The sequence below is a fragment of the Filimonas effusa genome (genome assembly GCF_004118675.1).
Taxonomy (GTDB): domain Bacteria; phylum Bacteroidota; class Bacteroidia; order Chitinophagales; family Chitinophagaceae; genus Filimonas; species Filimonas effusa.
This window is the reverse complement of the sequence record NZ_SDHZ01000002.1, coordinates 1,015,647-1,038,320: the sequence shown is the minus strand read 5'-3', so window position 1 is coordinate 1,038,320 and position 22,674 is coordinate 1,015,647. Positions and strand designations below refer to the sequence as shown.

13 protein-coding genes are annotated in these 22,674 nt (G+C 46.4%); 7 read left to right on the top strand and 6 right to left on the bottom strand.

Going from position 1 to position 22,674, the window contains the following annotated elements:
- Nucleotides 1–114 precede the first annotated feature (114 nt).
- Nucleotides 115–2,280, top strand: coding sequence for a hypothetical protein (locus tag ESB13_RS15475; RefSeq protein ID WP_129004542.1), 2,166 nt, complete (start codon nucleotides 115–117; stop codon nucleotides 2,278–2,280).
- 388 nt (nucleotides 2,281–2,668) lie between these two features.
- Here the strand turns inward: ESB13_RS15475 and ESB13_RS15470 are convergent, their stop codons facing one another.
- The gene (locus ESB13_RS15470) at nucleotides 2,669–3,304 is read right to left on the bottom strand and encodes an MBL fold metallo-hydrolase (RefSeq protein WP_129004541.1); all 636 of its coding nucleotides are present in this window, start codon (nucleotides 3,302–3,304) and stop codon (nucleotides 2,669–2,671) included.
- 118 nt (nucleotides 3,305–3,422) lie between these two features.
- On the opposite strand from ESB13_RS15470, the gene ESB13_RS15465 reads away from it, so the two are divergent.
- The 6 genes from ESB13_RS15465 (at nucleotide 3,423) to ESB13_RS15440 (ending at nucleotide 15,912) form a co-directional block, all read left to right on the top strand.
- Complete coding sequence (locus tag ESB13_RS15465; protein ID WP_246022569.1) at nucleotides 3,423–6,839, top strand: TolB-like translocation protein; 3,417 nt, start codon at nucleotides 3,423–3,425, stop codon at nucleotides 6,837–6,839.
- A gap of 99 nt (nucleotides 6,840–6,938) precedes the next feature.
- Nucleotides 6,939–9,272: an efflux RND transporter permease subunit gene (locus ESB13_RS15460; RefSeq protein WP_129004540.1), complete on the top strand. Its 2,334-nt coding sequence runs from the start codon at nucleotides 6,939–6,941 to the stop codon at nucleotides 9,270–9,272.
- Between the two features lie 409 nt (nucleotides 9,273–9,681).
- Nucleotides 9,682–12,921, top strand: a complete 3,240-nt coding sequence (locus ESB13_RS15455; protein ID WP_129004539.1) for a SusC/RagA family TonB-linked outer membrane protein — start codon at nucleotides 9,682–9,684, stop codon at nucleotides 12,919–12,921.
- 10 nt (nucleotides 12,922–12,931) lie between these two features.
- Nucleotides 12,932–14,389 carry a SusD/RagB family nutrient-binding outer membrane lipoprotein gene (locus tag ESB13_RS15450; protein ID WP_129004538.1) on the top strand — a complete coding sequence of 486 codons (1,458 nt, stop codon included), beginning with the start codon at nucleotides 12,932–12,934 and terminating at the stop codon, nucleotides 14,387–14,389.
- A 33-nt stretch (nucleotides 14,390–14,422) separates the two neighbouring features.
- Nucleotides 14,423–14,932, top strand: a complete 510-nt coding sequence (locus ESB13_RS15445) for a hypothetical protein (protein ID WP_129004537.1) — start codon at nucleotides 14,423–14,425, stop codon at nucleotides 14,930–14,932.
- Nucleotides 14,933–15,057: 125 nt separating this feature from the next.
- The gene (locus ESB13_RS15440) at nucleotides 15,058–15,912 is read left to right on the top strand and encodes a retropepsin-like aspartic protease (protein WP_129004536.1); all 855 of its coding nucleotides are present in this window, start codon (nucleotides 15,058–15,060) and stop codon (nucleotides 15,910–15,912) included.
- A gap of 283 nt (nucleotides 15,913–16,195) precedes the next feature.
- On the opposite strand, the gene ESB13_RS15435 is transcribed toward ESB13_RS15440, so the two are convergent.
- From ESB13_RS15435 to ESB13_RS15410, 5 genes are all read right to left on the bottom strand, one after another.
- Nucleotides 16,196–17,332 carry a TlpA disulfide reductase family protein gene (locus ESB13_RS15435; RefSeq protein WP_129004535.1) on the bottom strand — a complete coding sequence of 379 codons (1,137 nt, stop codon included), beginning with the start codon at nucleotides 17,330–17,332 and terminating at the stop codon, nucleotides 16,196–16,198.
- An 8-nt stretch (nucleotides 17,333–17,340) separates the two neighbouring features.
- The gene (gene gatB / locus ESB13_RS15430) at nucleotides 17,341–18,789 is read right to left on the bottom strand and encodes an Asp-tRNA(Asn)/Glu-tRNA(Gln) amidotransferase subunit GatB (RefSeq protein ID WP_129004534.1); all 1,449 of its coding nucleotides are present in this window, start codon (nucleotides 18,787–18,789) and stop codon (nucleotides 17,341–17,343) included.
- A gap of 99 nt (nucleotides 18,790–18,888) precedes the next feature.
- Nucleotides 18,889–19,911, bottom strand: a complete 1,023-nt coding sequence (locus tag ESB13_RS15425) for a PDZ domain-containing protein (RefSeq protein WP_129004533.1) — start codon at nucleotides 19,909–19,911, stop codon at nucleotides 18,889–18,891.
- 560 nt (nucleotides 19,912–20,471) lie between these two features.
- Complete coding sequence (locus ESB13_RS15415; RefSeq protein WP_129004531.1) at nucleotides 20,472–21,197, bottom strand: DUF4197 domain-containing protein; 726 nt, start codon at nucleotides 21,195–21,197, stop codon at nucleotides 20,472–20,474.
- 487 nt (nucleotides 21,198–21,684) lie between these two features.
- Nucleotides 21,685–22,431, bottom strand: a complete 747-nt coding sequence (locus ESB13_RS15410; RefSeq protein ID WP_129004530.1) for a hypothetical protein — start codon at nucleotides 22,429–22,431, stop codon at nucleotides 21,685–21,687.
- Nucleotides 22,432–22,674: the final 243 nt, after the last annotated feature.

Sequence of the window (22,674 nt, the reverse complement as noted above, 5' to 3'; positions counted from 1 at the left end):
TAATTTTTGCTCCCGTAATCACATGGAATACAGCATTATGTAATTGTTAAGGGTGGGGCTTGCCGCTTTGGTCGTATTTTTGCACTAGGAAGATACATCCTTTATATGACGCGCATGATTAAAATATTTCTACTGGCTGGTTTGCTCGGATTTACCACACTCGCTGAGGCTCAAACAAGTGTAAAGCCAGATGTTCAGATCCCTTTGATGAGAAGAAAGTTTCATGAAGACGTAGACAAACTTCAAAAAGCAATAGGAGCGCTCCCCCTCGCCAATGCCGACCAGGAGCAAAAAATGCACGCCGAATACACCATCGGCACAAAAGTCGACAACTTCCAGACCGCCATTGAGCTCGATTCCACGCTCAGCGATAACGATAAGATCAAATACCTGCGCGGACTAAACGACGTAATGACGGCATTTCTCTCCAATGTAAACGCCCGCAAAATAAAACCCCTCGCATTCGCCGATGCACTGGCAGCCTATTCCGAAGCAATGCAGCTCGAACATGATCACCAGTCCATCCTGCCCGTTATTAATAAAAACCGCCTCGAAATAGGATACCTGCTGGTAAGTAGCTTCGCTTTCCAGGGTAACGAAGGCATAAAACCCGCAAAAGACCTGCTGGTATTGAAAGAATGCCAGAAAAACCCTGCGAAAACCATGTCTATCCTTACCCGTTACCCCGATAGCCCCTATGCCGATTCGCTCATTGCCCTCGCTGCCCGCCGCGACCAGGAAGAACTCTACACCTTCGCCGCAGCAACGAATAAACTGGGTGCAAAGATCCGCACGTCGCAAGACCCCCTGGTAAAGGTGATCGCCAAAATGGCCCGCATGAAAACCGGCAGACAATACTTCCCGTTCCTCGACGATCTATACCGCGGCAAAAGAACTTTTGAAGAAATAGACGCTGTCATGGACGATAGCATTAAATACTATAAACTCCTCGTTCAAACCGAAATTGACTACGCAGGACGTCTTATCAGGCGCGACACCCCGCTCGTAATGCCAACGCTTACAGCAAGGCTCCAGCAGAAAGCAAGAGATGTATTCATTAATGAGATCAATGGCCTCCACGAACTGCCCGATAACGTACGCTTCAAAAAACTCGAACAGCTCACAACAGAGGAATTATACTACCTCGCAACACTCGGCGAAGAAGAGATCTATACGTCAAGTTATACCCACGGCGTTTATCCCATGGTCTTCCAGAAAATGAAAGTGCCGCGCGGCGACTCCTTACTCATGCGCGTAAAGTTCGACCACTTTAAGAAATGGATTAAAATGGCCGCCAACTACAACACGCTGGACCATTTCCTGAAAACAATGGAAAAAGAGAACGCCGAAATACTGATGAAAGCATTCGTAAAAGGATTGGATAAAACCAAAAGCCTCGAAGATGCCGTCGACGTTGCCAACTCCTACGCCAGTATCACCGATAAGAACCTCCAGGCGCTCATCCTGAACCAGGTGCAGCTAAACCTCGAAGAAGCTGGAAACAGCGGGAACACAAGAGGACAGCACATCTACAGCATTCTCAATACGCTGTTCCTCTCCATGGATCCGGCAAATAAAATAGATGTGGCAACCACACTCGGTATCCCCCCCGTCTATTTTATGCCTAACCAATCGCTGCGCGATTCAAGCGGACGTATTATAGTAGAACAGTTCTTCTATGGCGACAAAGACGGGAAAACGGTCTTCAATGCTTTCCTGAATGGCTTCTCCAACGCTAACTGGAAGATCACCCATACGAAAGACTGGGTAGCAGTGGCATCAACCAAAGGCGTTCCCGTGACCATTTACGCCAACAAACCATTGGACGAAGAAAAAGGCCTCGACGCCGAAGCGCAGGCCAACCTTAATAAATACCTGGCAGAAAAGAACCTGAACCCTACCGTGGTGATCCACAGGGGCCACAGTTATTACCTGAATGCAACCATTGCACAGCTCGCACCTTCCGCAAAAGTGATCCTGCTCGGCAGCTGCGGCGGCTACCAGAGCCTTAACCAGGTGCTCGGCATTTGTCCTTACGCACAGATCATATCTTCAAAACAAACCGGCTCCGGTTTAATCAATGCACCTATGATCTCTGCCCTCATGGAAACTGCCCGCAGCGGTAAAGACCTCAACTGGCCGCATCTGTGGACCAACCTGTCGGCAATGTTTAAAAACAACGAAACCTTTGCCGACTACGTACCTCCGCACAGGAACCTGGGAGCCGTATTTATCATGGCCTACAGCAAAATGAACCTGCCCGAAGCAGGAGAGGAGTAACAGATGCCCGGCCGCAGAAAAGAAAATAAAACAACACTCATAAAACGAGGCCGTATCATAAGTGCGATACGGCCTCGTTTTACTCGGGCACCTGATGGAGAAGGGGCCCCGTTTCAGCAATGCTCAGCGGCTATTTTTATTTATGAGCCACCTCTTCTTATTTCAGTAAACTTGTATATATGATAAGTATACCATAATCGAAGGTACATCGCACTTACATCGCACTTACATCGCACTTGCATCGCTCTTACATCGCACTTGACGCCCTCCGGCACCCTGCACTGCCCTCAAATCATACTTGCTGCCTTTCGCCCCCGGCACCGCCCTCAAATTACCAGCTGGCTTAGCCACGCCCTGTCAGCCTCATTTTCGGCTGTAAGAACAAATTTTACAAAAACGGGTTATGCTTCTTTTCATGACCTATGGTAGTAGAAGGCCCGTGCCCGGGATATACTACCGTTTCATCAGGTAGCGGCCAAAGCTGCGTCGTAATGCTGTTGATGAGCTGCTCATGATTACCGAAAGGAAGATCACTGCGCCCGATACTTTCATGAAAAAGAACATCACCGCCAATGAGAAAGCCTTGTTCACGGCTGTAAAAACAAAGACTGCCCGGAGAGTGACCGGGTGCCAGCAGTATTTCCAGCCTGTCGTCACCCAACACTATTTCCTGGCCAGGCGCTATAAAATGCACCGGACCAACGTAATTGTCGAAGGTCAAACCGTACCTGGCGCCCGATTCCGGGGCCATCTTCAGCATCTTTTCCTCTTCGGGATGAATATACAATTCCAGGTTCCAGGTGGCTGCTGCCCACTTGTTGCCAAACACATGGTCCAGGTGGCAATGGGTGTTAAGCAGTTGAACCGGACGTAAGCCCGATTCGTCTATAAAACTTTTTATTGTATCCTGTTCAGCGGAAAAGTAACATCCGGGATCTATAATAAGGGCTTCACCTTTTTCGTTCGATAATACGTACGTATTTTCCTGGAAGGGGTTTAATGTAAATGCGTCAACCTTAATCATAACCGTATTTTTACAAGGCCTTTTACAAGTAATTATGCTAATTTTAAAAATCTAAAGATCGGATATGCAAGTTAAATGCTTCAGGAGTTGTTTTTGGATTTTATTAGTTACAACGGCCTTGCTTCCATTCCTTACTGTAGCGCAGGTAAACTCTGTTACATTTGGTAAGAACAAGCTGCAGTACAAAAAATACAACTGGAAGTTTTACCAGACCCCAAATTTCAACACCTACTTTAACCAGGGCGGCCTGGAACTGGGCAAATTTGCTGCCCAGGTAGCTGAAGATGAACTGGCTTCCATTGAAGACGCAGTGGAATATTCCCTGCAACGAAGGGCAAACCTCATTATCTACAACACCTACGACGATTACAAAACCAGTAATATCGGCGGTGAACTGGACGTCCAGAACGCCGGGGGGCTCACCAAACTCGTGAACAATAAGGTCATCCTCTACTACGATGGTAACCACAATAACTTCCGCCGCCAGGTCCGCGAAGGCATCGCCAGAATCCTCGTCGATAATATCCTCTTTGGCGACGATATCGGCGAAATCGCCAGCAACCAGGCACTCCTCGATCTCCCTAAATGGCTTACAGACGGCTACGTTTCCTATATCGCCGAACCCTGGAACGCCGAAAAAGACGACCAGCTGAGAGATATCATGCTCAGCTCCAAATACAAGAACTTCTACCAGTTCGCATTCGACAAACCTTTAGTGGCAGGCCACTCATTCTGGTATTATATCTCCGAGCGATATAAAAAAGAGAACGTAACCTACTTCCTCTACCTCGCCCGCTTGTATAAAAACCTCAACACAGCTTCCCAGCGCATCGCGAAAAAGAAATTCAAGGAAGTCCTGAAAGACTTCATGACATATGAGGAAGATAAATACATCAAAGACCTCAAACAGCGCCGCAATGCCCCAAGAGGACGGCTGGGAATAGTGGAAGATGTAGCAAAAAAAGATGTGTACAAATTTCAGCCTAATCCCAACCCGCGCAATAACTCCTACGCAGTGGTCCAGTTCAAAAAAGGACATTACAGCGTGAAGTTCGTCGATGGTAACTACGATGAACATATCCTGCTCGGCTACGGCGTTAAAACCTATGCCGGCGACATCAATCCCAATTACCCCATCCTCGCATGGGATGGTAAAGGATCCCGCCTGCTCGTAATTTACTGGCGCGAAGGCAAAACATATATGTTCGTTTACGACGCGGTAGCCCGTATCAAACGCTTTAAACAGGAGATCAAAGGCTTTGAACAGATCCTCGACGCAGGTTTTATGCTCGACGCCAATACCCTGCTCCTCAGCGCCGTTAAAAACGGCCATAGCGATATCTTCTCCTACCGCATCGATAACGAAAGGGTGAAACAAATCACCAACGATATCTACGACGATCTCGATCCTACATTCGTTTCGTTCCCTAACCGCTCAGGTATCATCTTCGCTTCAAACAGGCCACTGGGCGATTACACCAGCTCCGATACCGTCCTGCCCAGCAGGAATAAGTTTAATATCTTCCTCGTCGACATCAACAACCAGAGCGAGTTTAAACAAATTACCCGCCTCACAAATATGAAGTTCGGCGACGCACGTTTCCCCATGCAGTATAATACCAACCACTTTACATTCGTAAGTGACGAAAATGGTATCAAAAACCGCTGGGCAGGATTCTTCTCTACCGCAAGAGACGGACTCGATACGCTCTACCAGATAGGCGACGAGATCCTCCGCAACCCAAGCAACAAGGAAATCGACTCAACACTTAACGCATGGCAGAAGTCCGAACCCGATAGCATTAGCTATTTCCAGGTGTTCAAAGACTCTACCTATACTTTCCCCATCACCAACTACCAGAGCAACCTGCTCGAAACCCGCATAGCCGGCAACAACGGACAGGTGAGCGAAGTACGACGGGAAGGCGACCTCAAATTCCTGTATAAATTACGTGTCGACTCGGCAACACTGCGGAAACGGAATGTTACTGCCCGCCCAACAGATTATATGAAAAAAAGGATGCAGGAAGACAGGGTGAGCGAAGAACGTACTATCATCCAGCCTACGCCAAGACCCGCAACCGATCCTAAAAACAACGTCTTCCAGAACGAATTCGAAGAAGAACGCCCCGCACGCCCGGTTACACCACCGGCAGGCGGCGTAACCACGCCCGCAGCGCCAGTGGCTAAATCAACGCCCGTGGCAACCATGAAGGAATCGGTCTTGCAAAAAGCAGGTTTGTTCAACTATAAGTATAAGTTCAGCTCCGACTACGTATTGGCCGGTATCTCTAATAATATCCTTATCAACCGCTTCCAGCCTTACCAGGGCGGCGCATTACCCGTTCAGCTCAACAACGGCTCCGACTTTAACTGGTCACTCCGCGTAGGCGTAAGCGATCTCATGGAAGATATTAAGATCGCCGGCGGCTTCCGCTTCGGTAACAACCTGTCCGACAAAGACGTGTTCATGACCTTCGAAAACCTGAGAAGACGCCTCGACTGGGGACTTACCTATTTCCGCAGTACAACCGAAGACTATTATGGTATGTACAAAGGATCTTCCGCAGGTCTTAATTTCTTTAAGAATAAGTTGTTTACCAACCTCTACCAGGTGAACCTTTCCTATCCGCTGGATGAGGTAAGAAGCATAAGGGCCAATGTCGGCTACCGTACCGACCGCCTGGCCATCAGGCCTTTCAGCATCTTCGACGGCCAGCCCGTACAGGAAGGATTGGCAATCCCCGATACCGTTGCCAAAACCCTGGTAAGCCACCTCGAATTCGTTTACGATAATACCATCAACCCTGCACAGAACATCTGGAACGGTCTCCGTTACAAGGTCTATGGCGATTTTTATAAATCTATCAGTAAGTCCACACCCGAAACAGGTACCAATGTCTTCAACGTGGGTTTCGATGCGCGCCACTACCTCAAGATCTACCGCAACTTCATCTGGGCGGTGCGTGCAGCAGGCGACTTCTCTTTTGGCAACCAGAAGATCATTTATTACCTGGGTGGTGTCGACGGCTGGCTCGGACCCAAATACAACCAGTATCCCGCACCTGCCGCAGACCAGAACTACGTTTACCAGTCGCTGGCAGTGAACATGCGTGGCTTTAAACAAAACATTGCCAATGGTAATAATGCTGTCGTAATGAACAGTGAACTGCGCCTGCCTGTCTTTAGCACTTTATTCAGTAAACCTATCAATAGCGCATTCATCCGCAACTTCCAGCTGGTGCAGTTCTTCGACCTGGGTACCGCCTGGGCGGGAGGTTTCAAGAATATCGAACGCCCAACCTCGTACTTCGTCACCATGCGCGACGACCCCCAATTAGGACAAGTGCCTGAAGAAGGTAACCCGCTTACCGTAAAACTGCGTGCCGGGGGTATTGGCCCGTTTGCCGGCGGTTACGGCTTCGGCGCCAGAACTACAGTGCTCGGGTACTTCCTGAAATTCGACCTGGGATACCCCATGGGCACCCTGTTTAAGAACCCTGTGTACTATTTTGCACTCGGACTTGACTTTTAAATTAACAAAAACAGTAATAGCATTAGAGCCCTACATTTTTGTGGGGCTCTTTTTTTGCCTTTCTTTGCACCATTATTTACCTCTTTGACCAAGTAGCATATGTGGTATCGTTTAGGACAGTTCATACTTCGTTTCAGATTACCTTTATTAATCTTCCTCTTGCTTGCAACAGCCTTCATGGCCTACCACGCTTCTAAAGTGGAGATCAGCTACGAATTTACCCGGGCGATACCCGTCGACAATGCGAAGTACCAGGACTACCAGGCTTTCCTGAAAAAGTTCGGTACCGATGGCAGCACAGTGGTCTTGGGAGTAGAAACGAAAGACTTCTTTACGGTTCCCGTATTTAACGCAGCAGTTAAAATGCACCAGGAACTGCGCAAGGTAAAAGGGGTAGAGGCTATCCTCGATGCACCCGAAGCCATCCAGCTGGCCAAAGACAGCAGCGAGAAACTGGTACCACGAAAAATATTCGAAACACCCGCAAGCTCCCAGGCGTCACTTGACAGCAGCCGCGCCATTTTCGAAGGAATGCCCTTTTACAACGGCATCTTATACAACCCGGAATCTAAAGTTTACCTGTTTGCCGTTACGGTGAATAAAGATACAGCCAACAGCAAATCAAGAACCCGCCTCATTAACGACATTATGGCCCCGGTTCATGCTTTTGAAAAGGAAACACAACTGCAGGTACACGTGAGCGGCTTGCCTTTCATCCGCACCTCCGTTGCCAATAAGATCCAGAAAGAACTGCAGTGGTTCCTCATTGGCTCACTCGTATTGTCCGCCATTACATTATTAATGTTCTTCCGCTCCATAAGCGCCATGTTCATGAGCCTGCTGGTGGTAGGAATGGGAGTGATCTTTAGCGTTGGCACCATGGTGCTCTTCGGTTATAAAATCACCCTGTTAACAACCCTCATCCCGCCATTGGTAGTGGTGATAGGCGTCCCCAACTGTATCTACTTCCTCAATAAATACCATACCTCCTTTAAAGAAACCAACGACAAAAAACTGGCGCTGGTGAACATGGTAGGTAAAATGGGGATCGTAACCCTGTTCTGTAATATCGCAGCAGCAATAGGCCTCGGCGTGTTCGCACTTACCAAAAGCGATCTCCTGAAAGAATTCGGAGCCGTGGCAGGCATCAATATCATGGTGCTGTTTTTCATCACACTCTTATTTATTCCTTCCGTACTTAGTTACCTGCCCGTGCCTAAAGCCCGTGAAATGCGTTACCTCACAAATAAAACACTCGAAGCCCTGCTGGTGAAAATTGAAAAATGGACATTCAAACATAGCAGCTGGGTATACGGTGTAACCGCAGTGGTTACCATTTTTGCGATCACAGGCATCTTCCAATTGAAAAGCGAAGGCTTCATCGTCGACGATCTTCCAAAAAAAGATGTTATATATAAAGACCTGAAATGGTTCGAATCAAACTTCAACGGCGTAATGCCAATGGAGATCCTGGTAGATACCAAAAAGAAAAACGGCCTCTTGCGTGGCTTGCAAACGCTTGAGAAGATCGACTCCTTCTCTCACTACATAGCCATGAGGCCCGAAACCGCCAGGCCGCTTTCGCTCGTCGAAGGATTGAAATTTGCCCGCCAGGCGTTTTACGATGGCGACAGCTCCTATTATGCCGTTCCTACCGAGTTCGATATCCCCGTAATGTCCCAATACCTCAAGGGCAACGGCTCCAAAGATTCCTCCGGCGTAAAACCCAAATCCGGCGGCATCGATAAACTGTTATCCACATTTATCGACTCTAATAAACAGGTGGCCCGCATTAGCGTGAACATGAAAGATATCGGAAGCCGGAAACTGCCGGTGCTCCTGTCCGATTTCCGCAAGGTGGCCGACCAGACTTTCGATACCGCAAAATATCATGTAACCTTCACAGGCAGCAGCGTAACCTTTCTCGAAGGCTCCATCTTCATCATAAATGGCTTACGCGACAGTATCTTATGGGCATTTGGCCTCATCGCCTTATGTATGTTATACCTGTTCCGTTCCTTCCGCATACTCCTCTGTTCGTTAATTCCGAACATCATTCCGTTGCTGGTTACCGCCGGCGTAATGGGTTGGACAGGGGTAACTCTAAAACCTTCTACCGTACTTGTCTTTAGTGTGGCCCTGGGTATAGCCATCGATGTCACGATACGGTTTCTAGTCAATTATAAACAGGAACTCCCAATTTATAATGGCGAAGTCAAACCTACGCTTATACAAACAATTCACCATACGGGCGTAAGTATCATATATACCTCGTTGGTTCTCATCGCCGGATTCATTATTTTCTGCATAAGCGATTTCGGTGGAACCAAAGCGCTTGGTTGGTTAACGTCCCTCACTTTAGTTACAGGAACACTCACTAACTTAATATTATTACCAGTTTTAATTTGGCTTTTTCGAAAGAAACAACATTAAATTTTGATTTAACTTAAGATTAATATTCGCATTTATTGTTCTTTTTATTAGCTTGCACCAGGCAAGTTAAAAAAAGACGTATTCTATAAAGTTTAACAAGCTGCATAAAAACATGAGAAAAAGTAACAATCTTGCGTACGCATCTGTAGGTGCGCGCCCCACCGGTGGCTATATGCCATATAGCTTTTATCCTCCACCGGACAAAAATCCAATCTCCGGTTTATCCATTATTTCGGCTAAAAAGCAACCCTAATATAAATCTCTGTTTTGCTTGGGATCCTATGTCCGGCCGGCAAAAATGCTGATGAAGTTTTTTTGCGTAAAGACTAAGTTCTGAAGCTTTTATCTGCGTTTAAACGTAGATGTATTTTTTGTTTACAAGTTTTTAATTAAATCAAAACCAGTTTACATGAGAAAACTGCTATTACTTGTGTGTGCTTGCCTGCTTGTGATCCAAAACTGGGCACAGGAACGCACAGTTACCGGCAAGGTAACGGATGAGAAAGCTGTGCCGCTTCCTAACGTCACAGTGCTTATTAAAGGAACAAAAAAAGTGGTGACTACTGATGACGCGGGTACTTTTCGCGTAACTGCCGCGCAAGGTGCTACACTTATTCTTTCTTTAGTTGGATATGGCTCCCAGGAAGTAAAAGTGGGCACCCAGTCTAATTTCAATGTTACGTTACATGCTACTGGTCAGAACCTGTCCGATGTGGTTGTAACCGCTCTTGCGATCACCAAAAGCAAGCGCAGCCTGGGTTACGCTACTCAAACCATTAAAAGCGATGAAATCGCAGATAAAGGTGACGGTAGCCTTCTCAATGCCCTGCAAGGCAAAGTAGCGGGTGCCGATATCACTTCTGCTGGTGGTTCTGCAGGTGCATCTACTAACATTATCCTCAGGGGTATGACTACTTTCTCTGGTAGTAACCAACCTTTATTCGTAGTGGACGGTATTCCTATCAGTAACGATCTCGATCAAGGTACTGTTAGTTTGTACACCGATCAGTCCGCAAACAGGGCTATGGATCTTAACCTTAATAACGTTGAAAGCGTAAACGTGCTCTCAGGCCCCGCTGCTGCTGCGTTATACGGTTCAAGAGCTTCTAACGGTGCCATCATTATCACCACTAAAAAAGGTGTTGGTAAAAAAGGTGCTGTAAGCGTTACTTATAACTCTTCTTACACGGCGCAAAAGATTTACGGTTTCCCCGAACTACAGAACGAATATGGCCAGGGCGCAAATGGTGTCTTCTCTGCTATTTCTACTAACTCTTGGGGACCTAAGTTCGGCAGCACTCCTACACTGGCCAATGGTCTTATAGTTGCTCCCGGCACTAGCCCTGTTGTAAACGGAAGAAAATATAACCCGGGTGAAACTATTGAGTACAAAGCTTACCCTAATAATATTTTAAATTTCTTTGAAACAGGTAAAGTTGTAGAAAATAACCTCAGCATCAATGCAGGAGATGCACAGAATAACTACACCTTGTCTATTGGTAATTCTAATAACCGTGGTATTATCCCTACTACCAAATTCGACAGAACCAACATTCAGTTCTCCGCTTCCAGCCAGCTTACCGATAAACTGAGCGTCAAGGGAAGCGCAACTTACTTCTCTACCGTTCAGAATTCTGCAACACAGGGTGCTAACTCATCTTACGGTTCTACTACAAGGGTTTATTCTACTCCTAGGAGCATTGATATGGAATACTACAAGAACAACTATACTACGCCTGGTGGATACAATAACTGGTTCCTGCCTAACACGTATAGTACTGGTCTGAAAGATACTATCAGCGGTGGTGATAACCCTTACTACGCGCTTAATAAGAACCCTATTACCAGCCATACAGCACGTATCCTCGGTTCATTTACTATTGGATATAACGTTGCCGACTGGCTGAACGTTTCTTACCGCGCAGGTGTGGATGCTTATACCACCCGTAGGAAAAGGGTTACTGCTATAGGTTCTACACAAATCGTTCGTAGCGTATTCACCGGTGCTGCAGGTACAGCTACTGGTGGTGTCATGGAAGATATGTACTATAGGAATGAGATCAACGGAGACCTCATGATTACTGCAAAGAAAAATGACATCTTCACCAAAGGTTTGAATGCAAACCTGCTCTTAGGTCAAAACATCAACCAGGTGAAAAGCCAGCAAATTTCTGAAGTGGGCTATGGTTTAACTGTTCCTGGCTACTATAACATTACCAATGCCACCAATTTTTCCCTCTCTAACGAATACAGTTCTACCAGGCGCTTGTTGGGCTTCTATGGTCAGCTATCACTGGCATATAATAACTACCTCTTCCTGGAATTAACAGGCCGCGTAGATAACTCTTCTACACTGCCTAAGAAAAATAATACTTATTTCTATCCTGCTGCTAATACCAGCCTTGTGCTTACCGATGCGATCCCCAGTCTCAAATCAGATGTCCTTTCTTTCGCGAAAGTGCGTTTAGGTTGGGCTAGAGTGGGTAAAGATGCTGCTGTTTATTCTACCAGCAACACTTTCTATTCCTATGCACTTGGTAATAACGTAGCCTCTTTCAACTTCCCGTATGGAACAACTGCCGGTTTCGGTGCTTCCAATGTAATTGCGAATCCTAACCTTACTCCGGAATTCACAACTTCTAAAGAAGGCGGTTTTAACCTTGGTTTGTTTAAAAACAATCTTAACATCGACTTCACCTATTATAGCCAGCTAAGTAAAGACCAGATCGTTTCGGTAGGTCTTGCAGGCTCTACAGGTTATTCTTCTAAAGTTGCTAACGTAGGTAGAATGACTAACAAGGGTATTGAACTTACAGTTTCAGGTACTCCTGTTAAAACTAAAGATTTCTCCTGGAACGTTTCCGGCAACTTCACTAAGAACAAAAACAAAGTTCAGTATGTCATAGCCGACCACTCTGTAAAAAGTTTCCAGATCGGTGGATTTGTTTATTCAGGCCTTATTCCTTCTATCGTTGAAGGTCAGCCATTTGGTGTAGTCTTAGGCTCTAAATTCCTGACTAACAGCAAAGGGGAGCGTTTAATCGACTCTACCACTGGTAACTATGCTGGTTACCTGGCTAACCAGATCGTTGCAAATCCTAACAGGGACTGGAGCGCAGGTTTAACCAACACTTTCAACTACAAACGTTTCTCTTTCTCTTTCCTGCTCGACTACAAGCAAGGCGGCGATATCGTTTCTTTCACTGTTAGTACACTCCGGGCAAATGGTTCTCTGAAAGAAACTGCTGTAGACCGAGACTTACCAAAAGTACTTCCCGGTGTTATAGCAAGGGCCGATGGTTCTTATGTTCAGAACAATATCCAGGTTCCTTCCCAAACATATTGGAATGGCAGCTTTGGTTCCAGCACAGGTGCTAGCACTTCAAATGAATTTGCAGTGTTCGATGCTACTACCTTCCGTGTTCGCGAAGTGTCTTTAGGATATGAATTTGTTGGTGATGTTATCAAAAGCGGTGTGTTGAAAAGTGTAAGGCTGAGCATCTATGGACGTAACCTGTTCTTCTATGCTCCCAACTCTCCTATAGATCCGGAGATGAATACACAGGGTGCGGGTAATATCCGCGGTCTGGAATTGTTGAGTGCTCCTAATACAAGAAACTACGGTGCCGCCTTACGTGTTACTCTTTAAATTTATTACTATGAAGTTCAAACTAAAAAATACATTGGCGGGTGCAGCTTTAGCTTCTTTGACGCTGGTATCCTGCTCTAAATACCTGGATGTTAATACTGATCCAAATAACCCAACGGACGTTCCTCCAAAAACGATCCTGCCGGTTACTACTATGTCCATGGCTTTCGCTAACAGTAACGAGTTGAGCAAAGCCGCAGCACACCTGATGCAGTATAGCGCAGGTATCAGCGGTACTGCTTATGCTTATGACAAGTGGAATATCGGTAGCATGGATAACCAATGGAATGGTGAAGTATTCGGTGGTTCACTGAATAATATCAACATCCTGATCGATAAAACCAATGCACTGAGCCCTGCTTACGCGGGTATCGCCAAATTGCAAAAGGCTTATGTGATAGCCATGGCTACCGATCTCTGGGGCGATATCCCTTATACACAGGCAGGCCGCGGGCTGGAATTCCCTACACCTGTTTTTGAAGCGCAACAGGATATCTACCTCGGAAATTCTTCAAAAGGAATACAAAGCTTATTCAACCTGGTGAGAGAAGGCTTGGCCGACCTTACCAAAACTACAGCGCTTACGCCTACGACCGACGACCTGGTTTATGGAGGTACTATCGCAAAATGGACCCGCTTCGGTAACTCTTTATTACTGAAGTTCGCCCTGCAGGTTTCCAATGTTGCTCCTGATACCACTAAATCAGTGATCAACAGTGTGCTTAGCAGCAGTGCTCCTTATATCGACGCCGCTACTTACGACTATAATGTGCCTTATACCACAGCAAATCCCAACGCATATTATGTACAGGATTTCGCAGGATCTATCACAGGTACGCAAATGCTGAGTGCAAGATTCCTGAGCTTTATGCGCACACAAAATGATACGGTTCGTCTGGCTAAGTACTTTACAAAGCCTAACGGTGTATTCACTGCATACGATAACGGTTCTCCGTTTGCGGCTCCTACTCCTGCTGGTAACAGATCTGTGTATGGTACGTTCGTTGTAGGTACCAGTGGTGATGTTCCTGTACGACTGCTCAGCTCCTATCAGGTATCTTTTATCCTTGCTGAAGCTGCACTGCGCTTTGGTACCGCAGGTGATCCAAATACGCTTTATCAGGCTGGTATCAAAGCTGCCATGAAAGCTGCTGGTTTAACAGATGCTGAGATCACAACCTACTTCAACGATAATCCTTCAATTGTTACACTATCAGGTACTACCGCCGACAAGTTAAAGCAGATCATTACCCAGAAGTATATCTCCCTCGTTAATAACGCTTATGAAGCTTATAACGATTTCAGGAGAACTGGTTACCCTGCGTTAACGATACCGTTGACTACAGAAGGTGATGACCCAAACACAATGCCACGCCGTTATCCTTATGTTTCCAGCGAATCTAACGCGAATCCTAACCAGCCTAACCCAAGGCCTTTAACAAACGTAAAAGTTTGGTGGGCGCTTTAGTAAACCGATTGGGCAATTATAAAAATTACAAGTATGAAAAAAGGAACTCTTTATATTTTATGCCTGCTGCTGGTGGCGTTCAGCTCCTGCAAAAAGGATGGCTTCGATGGTGTATCCAACAGCGTCCCCGAGGTGGCGGTGACCTTCTCAGATACTTATCTGATGAACAACTTCCCGGTGGTTGCAACTTCCTATAATGCAGGAGGTGCTATCACTTTCAAACTGAACATTCCTGCCAACAGTGGTAGAACTATCAAAGAAATCACACGTGTGGCAACCGGAACCTCCGGTACCGCTTATCTCAGCTTGAACACTACTGCAAGCTACTATTATAATACGCCGGTAGCAGGCAGTGGAACCTCAGCTAGTTATAGCACTACACTGGCAGAATATGTAACAAAAACAGGTGGAGCTATCCCTACAGAAGCAAACAGGGGCAGCGCTACAGCAGCTTACCTGGCTCGTTATTTCTTCTTCCTGGTAACTCTGGATAATGGACAGCAGATTAAAACAAACGCCGTTAGGGTGTATGTAAATAAATAATCAGTTACTTGTTTACCATAAAGGGTGCCGGCTCATGTCCGCGCACCCTTTTTTATGCAGGAACCACACCCTCTTTTTTGAACGCCGAATGAAATACTTTTGCTGAAATCAACAAATGAACTGCTATGAAGAAAACTATGTTGCTGATACTACTGTCAGTCAGCCTCCTCGTAAAGGCCCAGGATGCCCCGGTTACCATTCCCTTTACCCTGGCAGGCAGCGGTCATATCATCATCAAAGCCACTATGGATGGAGAAGAAGGAAACTTTGTGTTCGATACAGGCGCAGGTTTGAACGCAGTCTTCGGAAAATATGCAAAGAAACTCCACGCGCAGCCAACACACCACTTCTTTGTAGGACACCGCTCAACAGGAGAGGAGATTGCAGCCAACCTGCTGGTCTCAAAAGAGCTGTCTTTAGGCACCTTAAAGTTCAAAGACCAGTACTACTGCAGCTTCGATCTCGATCTGCCCGGGATCGACGGCCTCATCTCCTTACAGGCCTTCCGTAACATCCCCGTTACAATCGACTATACCAATAAAACGCTGACATTCGGAACCCTGAAGCCCGCCGATAAAAAAAGATCCATCGATATCCAGCTCTCCGATCACGCAGGCAAAGCAGTGGACATTTTCACGAATGTAAAACTAAACGATACCCTCAATGCCCAGGTGCTCCTCGATGCCGGCTCCGGTAAGGATGTTTACTATATCAGCTCCCGCCTCATGAAACCATTGTCCATTGATACGGCCGGCATGCAGGTGATCAGCAGGAAAAGCGAATTCGATACCCTGAAAACAAATCGCTATTATATTGGCGCACTTAAGTCTATAACCACCGAAAACGGCGTCAGCAAAAAAGAATCACCACGCGTAGTATTTGTAGAAGGACTTATCTACGAAGGCCTGACAAGTATCAACTGGCTCGGCAAAAAAATAGCCATTAGCATCCCCGAAAAGAAAATATATATAATTGAATAAAGCACAGATGTTATAATACACTTGCCGGAGATGATTTCATTGAGCAATAAAATAAAAATAGCCGCCGAGAATTGCTTAAACGGGAACCCTTCTCCATCAGTTACCCGAGAAAAACGAGGCCGTATCGCGCTTATGATATGGCCTCGTTTTATTCGCCTGCCTGCAACAATAGGTGTTAAAAGGCAATTTGTTGTTATATGCTTATTGCTGTTGCATTTACACAGAATAGGAAAAGGCTTTTCAGTACATTTCTGCATGGGACTGTTGCAGTGCACTGCAAGGGCTATTTCAGTACCTCCGCAAGCTTCTGTTGAAGCTTGGGACCAGTAAGCCTGCTCGCGATGATCTTACCGCTCGGATCAATAAGAACATTGAAAGGAATGGCATTGAATTGATAAGTACCCACAGCGGCGCTTTCCCATTGCTTCAGATCGCTCATTTGAGGCCAGCTGAGACTGTCCCTGCCAATAGCCTGAACCCATTTGCTTTTATCACTGTCAAGTGAAACGCCAAGTATCTCGAAGTTTTTGTCTTTAAACTGCTTGTAAGCGGCAACTACATTAGGATTCTCCTCGCGGCATGGACCACACCAGCTTGCCCAGAAATCTACCAGCAGGTACTTGCCTTTGAAACTGCTTATGCGCACGGGCTTACCGTTAACATCGGTCATGGCAAGTTCAGGCGCCTGTTGATTCAGCAGGGCATAAGGTGCATCTTGTTTATTACCCGATATTTCCATGGCTAGCTGGCTCTTCAGAATAGCTAGCCCGGAATGTTCTTTAAACTTCGCAGAAGCTGCATCCGCCAATGGCTTCAGCTCCTCAGGAAGCATAGATTTGGCGCCAAGGGCAATCACATAAAAGGAAGAAGCAGGACTTTCGGTTTGTTTCAAAAACTCGGTGATGGTTCTGTTCAATGCCTTTAATTGCTGGTCGCGCTTCTGGTATTGCACTTGAATAAGACTGTCTGTTCCTGCTTTTACACGTAATGTATCGATGGCCATAAAAGTACCTACGAGCGCCGAGTCTTTACCCCTGTAATTGTCGAGGAAATCATATAAGGCAATTGTTGCCTTGGAACCTTTAACCTCGGGTTTCCTGAAGTCCGATATATCAAACTGAACATGAATGCTGTGCGCGTCATTTACGAAAAGCATAGACGGACCCTGCTCATCGATACTAAGGCGGTAGATCCCTTCTTCACGTGCCACTCCTCTCAAGGTAAAACTGCCGTCTTTTTTAATAGTGGCAGAATCTATCACTACCGGCTTGGTACCATTGAAAGGCAGGTCCTGCAAAAGTATTTTAGCGGTGGCAGGAGCGTGTAATATCTTGCCCGTGACAATAAAGGCGCCGTATTCCTTGGGTTTGCATGCGTTTAGCATTAGCAGGGCAAGCGCCACTGTTAAGATTTTATTCATAAAGTCGGTTATTTTAATTTTTCCTGGAGAAGTGTGGTTACTATTTTAGGATCTGCTTTGCCCTTGCTGCGCTTTTTTACCTCACCCACAAACAGGCCTATCAAACCCTTTTTGCCTTTTTTATATTCCTGTACCTTATCCGGCATAGCTTCAAGTGCAGCATCTACCCATTCTTCCAGTTCATTGCTGCTGCTAACCTGTAACAGGTTCAGGTTGGTGGCTACGGTAAGTGCATCCTTGCCAGGGTCTTGTATCAACACAGGCAGAATGTTCGATGCCGCAACAGAAAAGCTGAGTTGGCCGCCTTCTACCAATTGCATCAGCGCCGACAACTTTTCGGCCGTCAGCTGCAATTGTGCGAAACCCAGCTTATGCTCATTCATATATTGCTTCAGCGGACCATTGATCCAGTTGGCGGCGGCTTTGTAATTTGTCGTGTGCGCTGTTACCTGGCTAAAGAACTCCGTGGTTTCCCTGTCGAGGCAAAGCTGAACAGCATCATACTCCGACAACCCAAACTGCTGCTGGTATTGCGCCATCAGTTCGGCAGGTAAGGCCGGCAGCGCTGTTTTAATATCGTGAATGAACGCCTCGGTTAATCTGAAAGGAGCTAGGTCCGGTTCTGCGAAATAACGGTAGTCGTTGGCTTCCTCCTTGTCACGGATCGCAAAGGTGGTATCATTGCTGGCGTCGAAGCTGCGCGTCTGCTGTTTTACGGCATCGCCCGACTCCACGATAGCAATCATCCGCGTTATTTCAAATTCAATAGCCTTTTTAACGTTGCGGATCGAATTCAGGTTTTTAACCTCCACCTTGGTGCCAAGCCTCGTATCTCCTTTAAGACGGATAGAAACGTTGGCATCGCAGCGCAAACTACCCTCTTCCATATTACCATCACAGATCCCCAGCCAGCGCACAAGTCTTCTTACTTCCGTAACATACTGGTAGGCTTCATCTGCACTGTGCAGATCCGGTTCGGTAACGATTTCAATAAGGGGAACACCAGCCCTGTTATAATCTACACTGGTATAATGTGGATCGATATCGTGAACGCTTTTGCCGGCGTCTTCTTCAATATGGATACGGTTTAACCTGATATCGCGCGCACCGGCAGTGGTTTTAATGGCCACAGTACCCCCTACACATATAGGCGTGGTATGCTGCGAAACCTGGTAACCCTTGGGAAGATCGGGATAGAAATAATTTTTACGCGCAAAGTAATTATAACGTTCAATGTCGCAATTACAGGCAAGACCCATGCGAATAGCATATTCTACCGCCTTTTTATTCGTTTTGGGCAGTGTACCCGGATGCCCCAGCGTTATCGCGCTTACCTGGGTATTGGGCGCTGCTCCAAACGAAGTGGCGTCGCCACAGAACAACTTACTTTCCGTAGCTAACTGGGCATGTACTTCAAGGCCGATAACGGCTTCGTATTTATCTGAGAACTGGTTCATTGTATCGCGAAAATACCTATAAATGACACAACAAAAAACCGTTGTTAGAGAACAACGGTCATTGCACATGTAAAACTGTATAAACGAAAATCAAAGAGACTAGAGATCGGAGGTCCTGAGCTTTTGGGGGAATGTAACCTCCGCAGAACGGCGTTTGTTCTTACGGCGGTATTCGAGTTTAATAACATCGCCCGCTTTTACCTCTTTCAGTTGCATCCGGAGTTCTTCAACACCAGTCACATCTTTACCATTGACAGATGTAATGACGTCGTCTTTCTGAAGCCCCGCTTTTGCACCCGCACTATTCTCTCTGGCTTCCAGTATTTTAACACCTTTTTTGTCTTCCGCATCCTGAACCTGTAAACCCAGTCGGGGTTGACCACCCCAAACAAAGCCACCCGGGATATCCTTCATGTCAAAACGGAAGTTACGAAGTTCAGGAACATCTTTCAGATCAAATGTATCATCGAACTGTAAGTTGTATAAACGGTTATTTTTGCCCAGTTTGGCAGTTGTACGGTTTTCCTTGCCATCGCGTAAGTAAGTGATCGCAATTTCCTGCTCTGGTTTGTATTCACCGATAACCTCTGCCAGGCTTTCATTGTCAGTGATCGTGCTGTCATTTACACGTGTGATAACATCTCCGGCTTTCAACCCGGCTTTTTCTGCCGCACTTTCCTTTACCACGTTTTTAACAACAGCTCCTTTGTCCGATTTCTCTGTAAATACGCCGAGTAAGGCCGGAGCGCCAAATCCGCGAAAATGGCGGCTGAAACCGCGCAGCGCCTTGGCGCCACCCGTATCATCCCAGCGGAAGCCCGCAACAGGAGGATGTGGCCCTCTGGGAGGCATAGGAGGACGGCCCACTCTTGCCATTTTAACCTCTATACTATCATCAACGAAATCTTTGAGCGGCTTGCCATTGACGGTAACACTGTCGCCATCTAATACAATGGTGACTCTTTCCTTGGTATTACCTTTCTTACGAACAATGATCTGTTCCGATTTTATTTCCCTGGGTGCATCTTTAGGTGGCGCAGGAGCTTCCTGGGCCTGCAGGGTACCGGCTAAACAGCCAGCAGCCAGCGCCATTAATACAAGCGTATTTTTTGTGAATGCCATAGTCAGAATATTTGTTGTACGAAATGTTTAGTAGATCAAATATAGGGAGAAAATCTGATGTACGAAATATTTCGGAAATGTTAAAATCGCAACTATTCTTCCCTGCCTGCCCGGCGCAGATACACCTCCTCACAGGTGCATCCGGGTATTTGCCTTCGCAGGTGTAACAGAGCCTTACCCCGCAGGTTGGGCTCTCACAGGTGTAACAGGGTGTTGCCTCACAAGTGCAATAGGATGTTGCCTCACAAGTGCAATAGGATGTTGCCTCACAAGTGTAACAGGGTGTTGCCTCACAGGTGCAATAGGATGTTGCCTCACAGGTGTAACAGGGTGTTGCCTCACAAGTGCAATAGGGTGTTGCCTCACAAGTGTAACAGGGTGTAGCCTCACAAGTGCAATAGGGTGTTGCCTCACAGGTGTAACAGGGTGTTGCCTCACAAGTGCAATAGGGTGTTGCCCCTGCCTGGCTACAGATTGCTCCGGATGTAAAAGGGGCTGACCAAAACAATGGCCAGCCCCTGGGTATGGTAAAATGGAATCTGTTTTAAATACAGCGGCATTTATGATTTTCCGCCCTGCGCCTGGCTGCTGCCAAATACTTTTTTAAGCAGATCGGTAACCCTGGCAGACGGATTTTCCCGGATCTTTTGTTCCTCGAGTCCAACCTGGTAGAAAATACCATCAATGGCCTTGCCTGTTACATACGCCGTTAGATCGGTATTAATAGGTTGTTTGGCAAACTTGTTATAAAGCGAAAACATATCAGCCCAATACTTGGTAGCATCTACTTTATTGAGCGCATTACCTATCACGGGCGAAAAAGCTGCCGTAAGACTGCTGGTAGTTTTATTTTTAAAGAAGTTAGTAGCTGCATTATCACCTCCTTTAAGAATGCCAAGCGCATCGGTGATGGTCATTTGCTTGATGGCGTTTACAAAGATGGGAGCTGCAGATTTTGCAGCCTCTTCGGCAGCGCGGTTGAGCGATAAAACAGCTTTATCTACTGCGCTTCCCAGGCCAACGCTGCGTAAAGTGCTTTCTATTTTCTGGGCTTCCGGCGGAAGCAAAATTTTCACTGCTGCATTGGCAAAATAACCGTTCACAGCCGACAGTGCATTACTGCTGTTCTGCGTACCAATAGTAAGGGCTTCTTTCAACCCGGCTGCTATTTGTGTCGAGGTAAGGCCACTGCTGCCCTGGGGAAGATTGTTCAGGATCTGGCGGGTGCTGTCGCAACCTGACAATGACAGGGCGATACATGCAAAAAAGAGTACGGCGTACTTCATACGGGGTATAATGTTTATGTTTTTAATGGGATGGCAAAGGTAGGGAATACACTATAGATGCTGATGATAGAAGGGAGATTGTGATGAATAGAAGATCGGATAAAATCGCAATAGGTATAAGCAGGAGCGTGACGGAATGGGTATCAACAGCTGCGAAGACAGGTAAGTTATGAAAAGAAAAAAGGACCGGTTCAGCAGCCGGCCCTTTTGTTCACAGTTCTCTTCGGATTAAAAACGGACATTTAATTGGGATCAATTATGATACCAACTTGCAAATCTATTGAATATCACTAATTTAAGGGAGAAAAAAAGGTTAAAAAGTCTCAAAACCGGAATTTTTGTCCCATTTTGAGAAATTGGAACTGGTTTATTACTCATATACCGCTTACTTTCTTTCGGGTATGCGTTCGCTGATAGTAGCTCTTGAGTATACTGATCGTTCGTATTTAAAGCGTAGTTTTTCGTAGACGGGTGGAGAGGCGTGTTTTTATGGGACTATAAAACAGTTGGAGGGCTGAAAGTTGTTTCCGGAAATGTTTTCCAGGAGTTTTGCGGCTGTTTTGAGAATGAAGCAGCCTGTTTGTGGGGGTATGGACATAATAAGCCCTGCCATGGTGAATGGCTGGCTTTTACAGGAGTATTGATGTATAGAGGGTAGGCTCCGGCTGGTGGGGTTCCTGTTTAGTGTACAGCCGTTAATAGGCGCTGGGCTGCCGCGGGGTGGCATTATTACGGGCCGCAACCCGAAGGTTGAGTTACTGATTGTTATGGTAGTGAACTGCGGCTCTAAAAATAGATGCGGTATAGCCGCTGTAAATGCCGGTTTGGCCTTCAATGAAAATGTTGCTGCGAAAGGAGAGCGCCCAGGTTTCCTGTCAGCGGCCGCAGCCTGTAGCTTTCTGAGGTAGCGGCAAACAGCGAAATCGAGGACCTTGTTTACCTGTTGAATATTATATCCTTTGCAGAGCATATGTTGCGCTACGCCTACTAATTGTTTGTAAAGAGAATAACGGCGCTGATGTTGCGGAATGGTTTGGTAAAAGGAGCTGGCGAGTTTAGCAGCCAGCGCCATACGTGCGGCGCTTTTGCGGCTGCCTGCAAAAAGGGGGTCGGAGCGCCAGCGTTCGGCAGTAAGGTTACTTTTCATACGTGCACAGCCAACCCCGCATCTCTTGTAAAGAGAGACGAGATCTATAGTTGTTTCCCAGATGACGGGACCTGTTTGTTTGGCCATGCTTTTTGTTTACGGGGCAATTGTAATATTTTGTATAAAACAAAATTTGTGTACTGCATAGTGGAAATGAATATTTGTGGCCAATGGAAAGAAAAAGGGGTGAATGGATGAGAGAGGGTTGTATGTTTTTCAACTTTATCCGGAACTGAATAGGGTATAATAGAAAAAGCCGCGATCTTTCGATAACGGCTTTCACTATGCAAGACTGTCCAGATTAAAATCCTACCTTTCGGCTGACCAGAG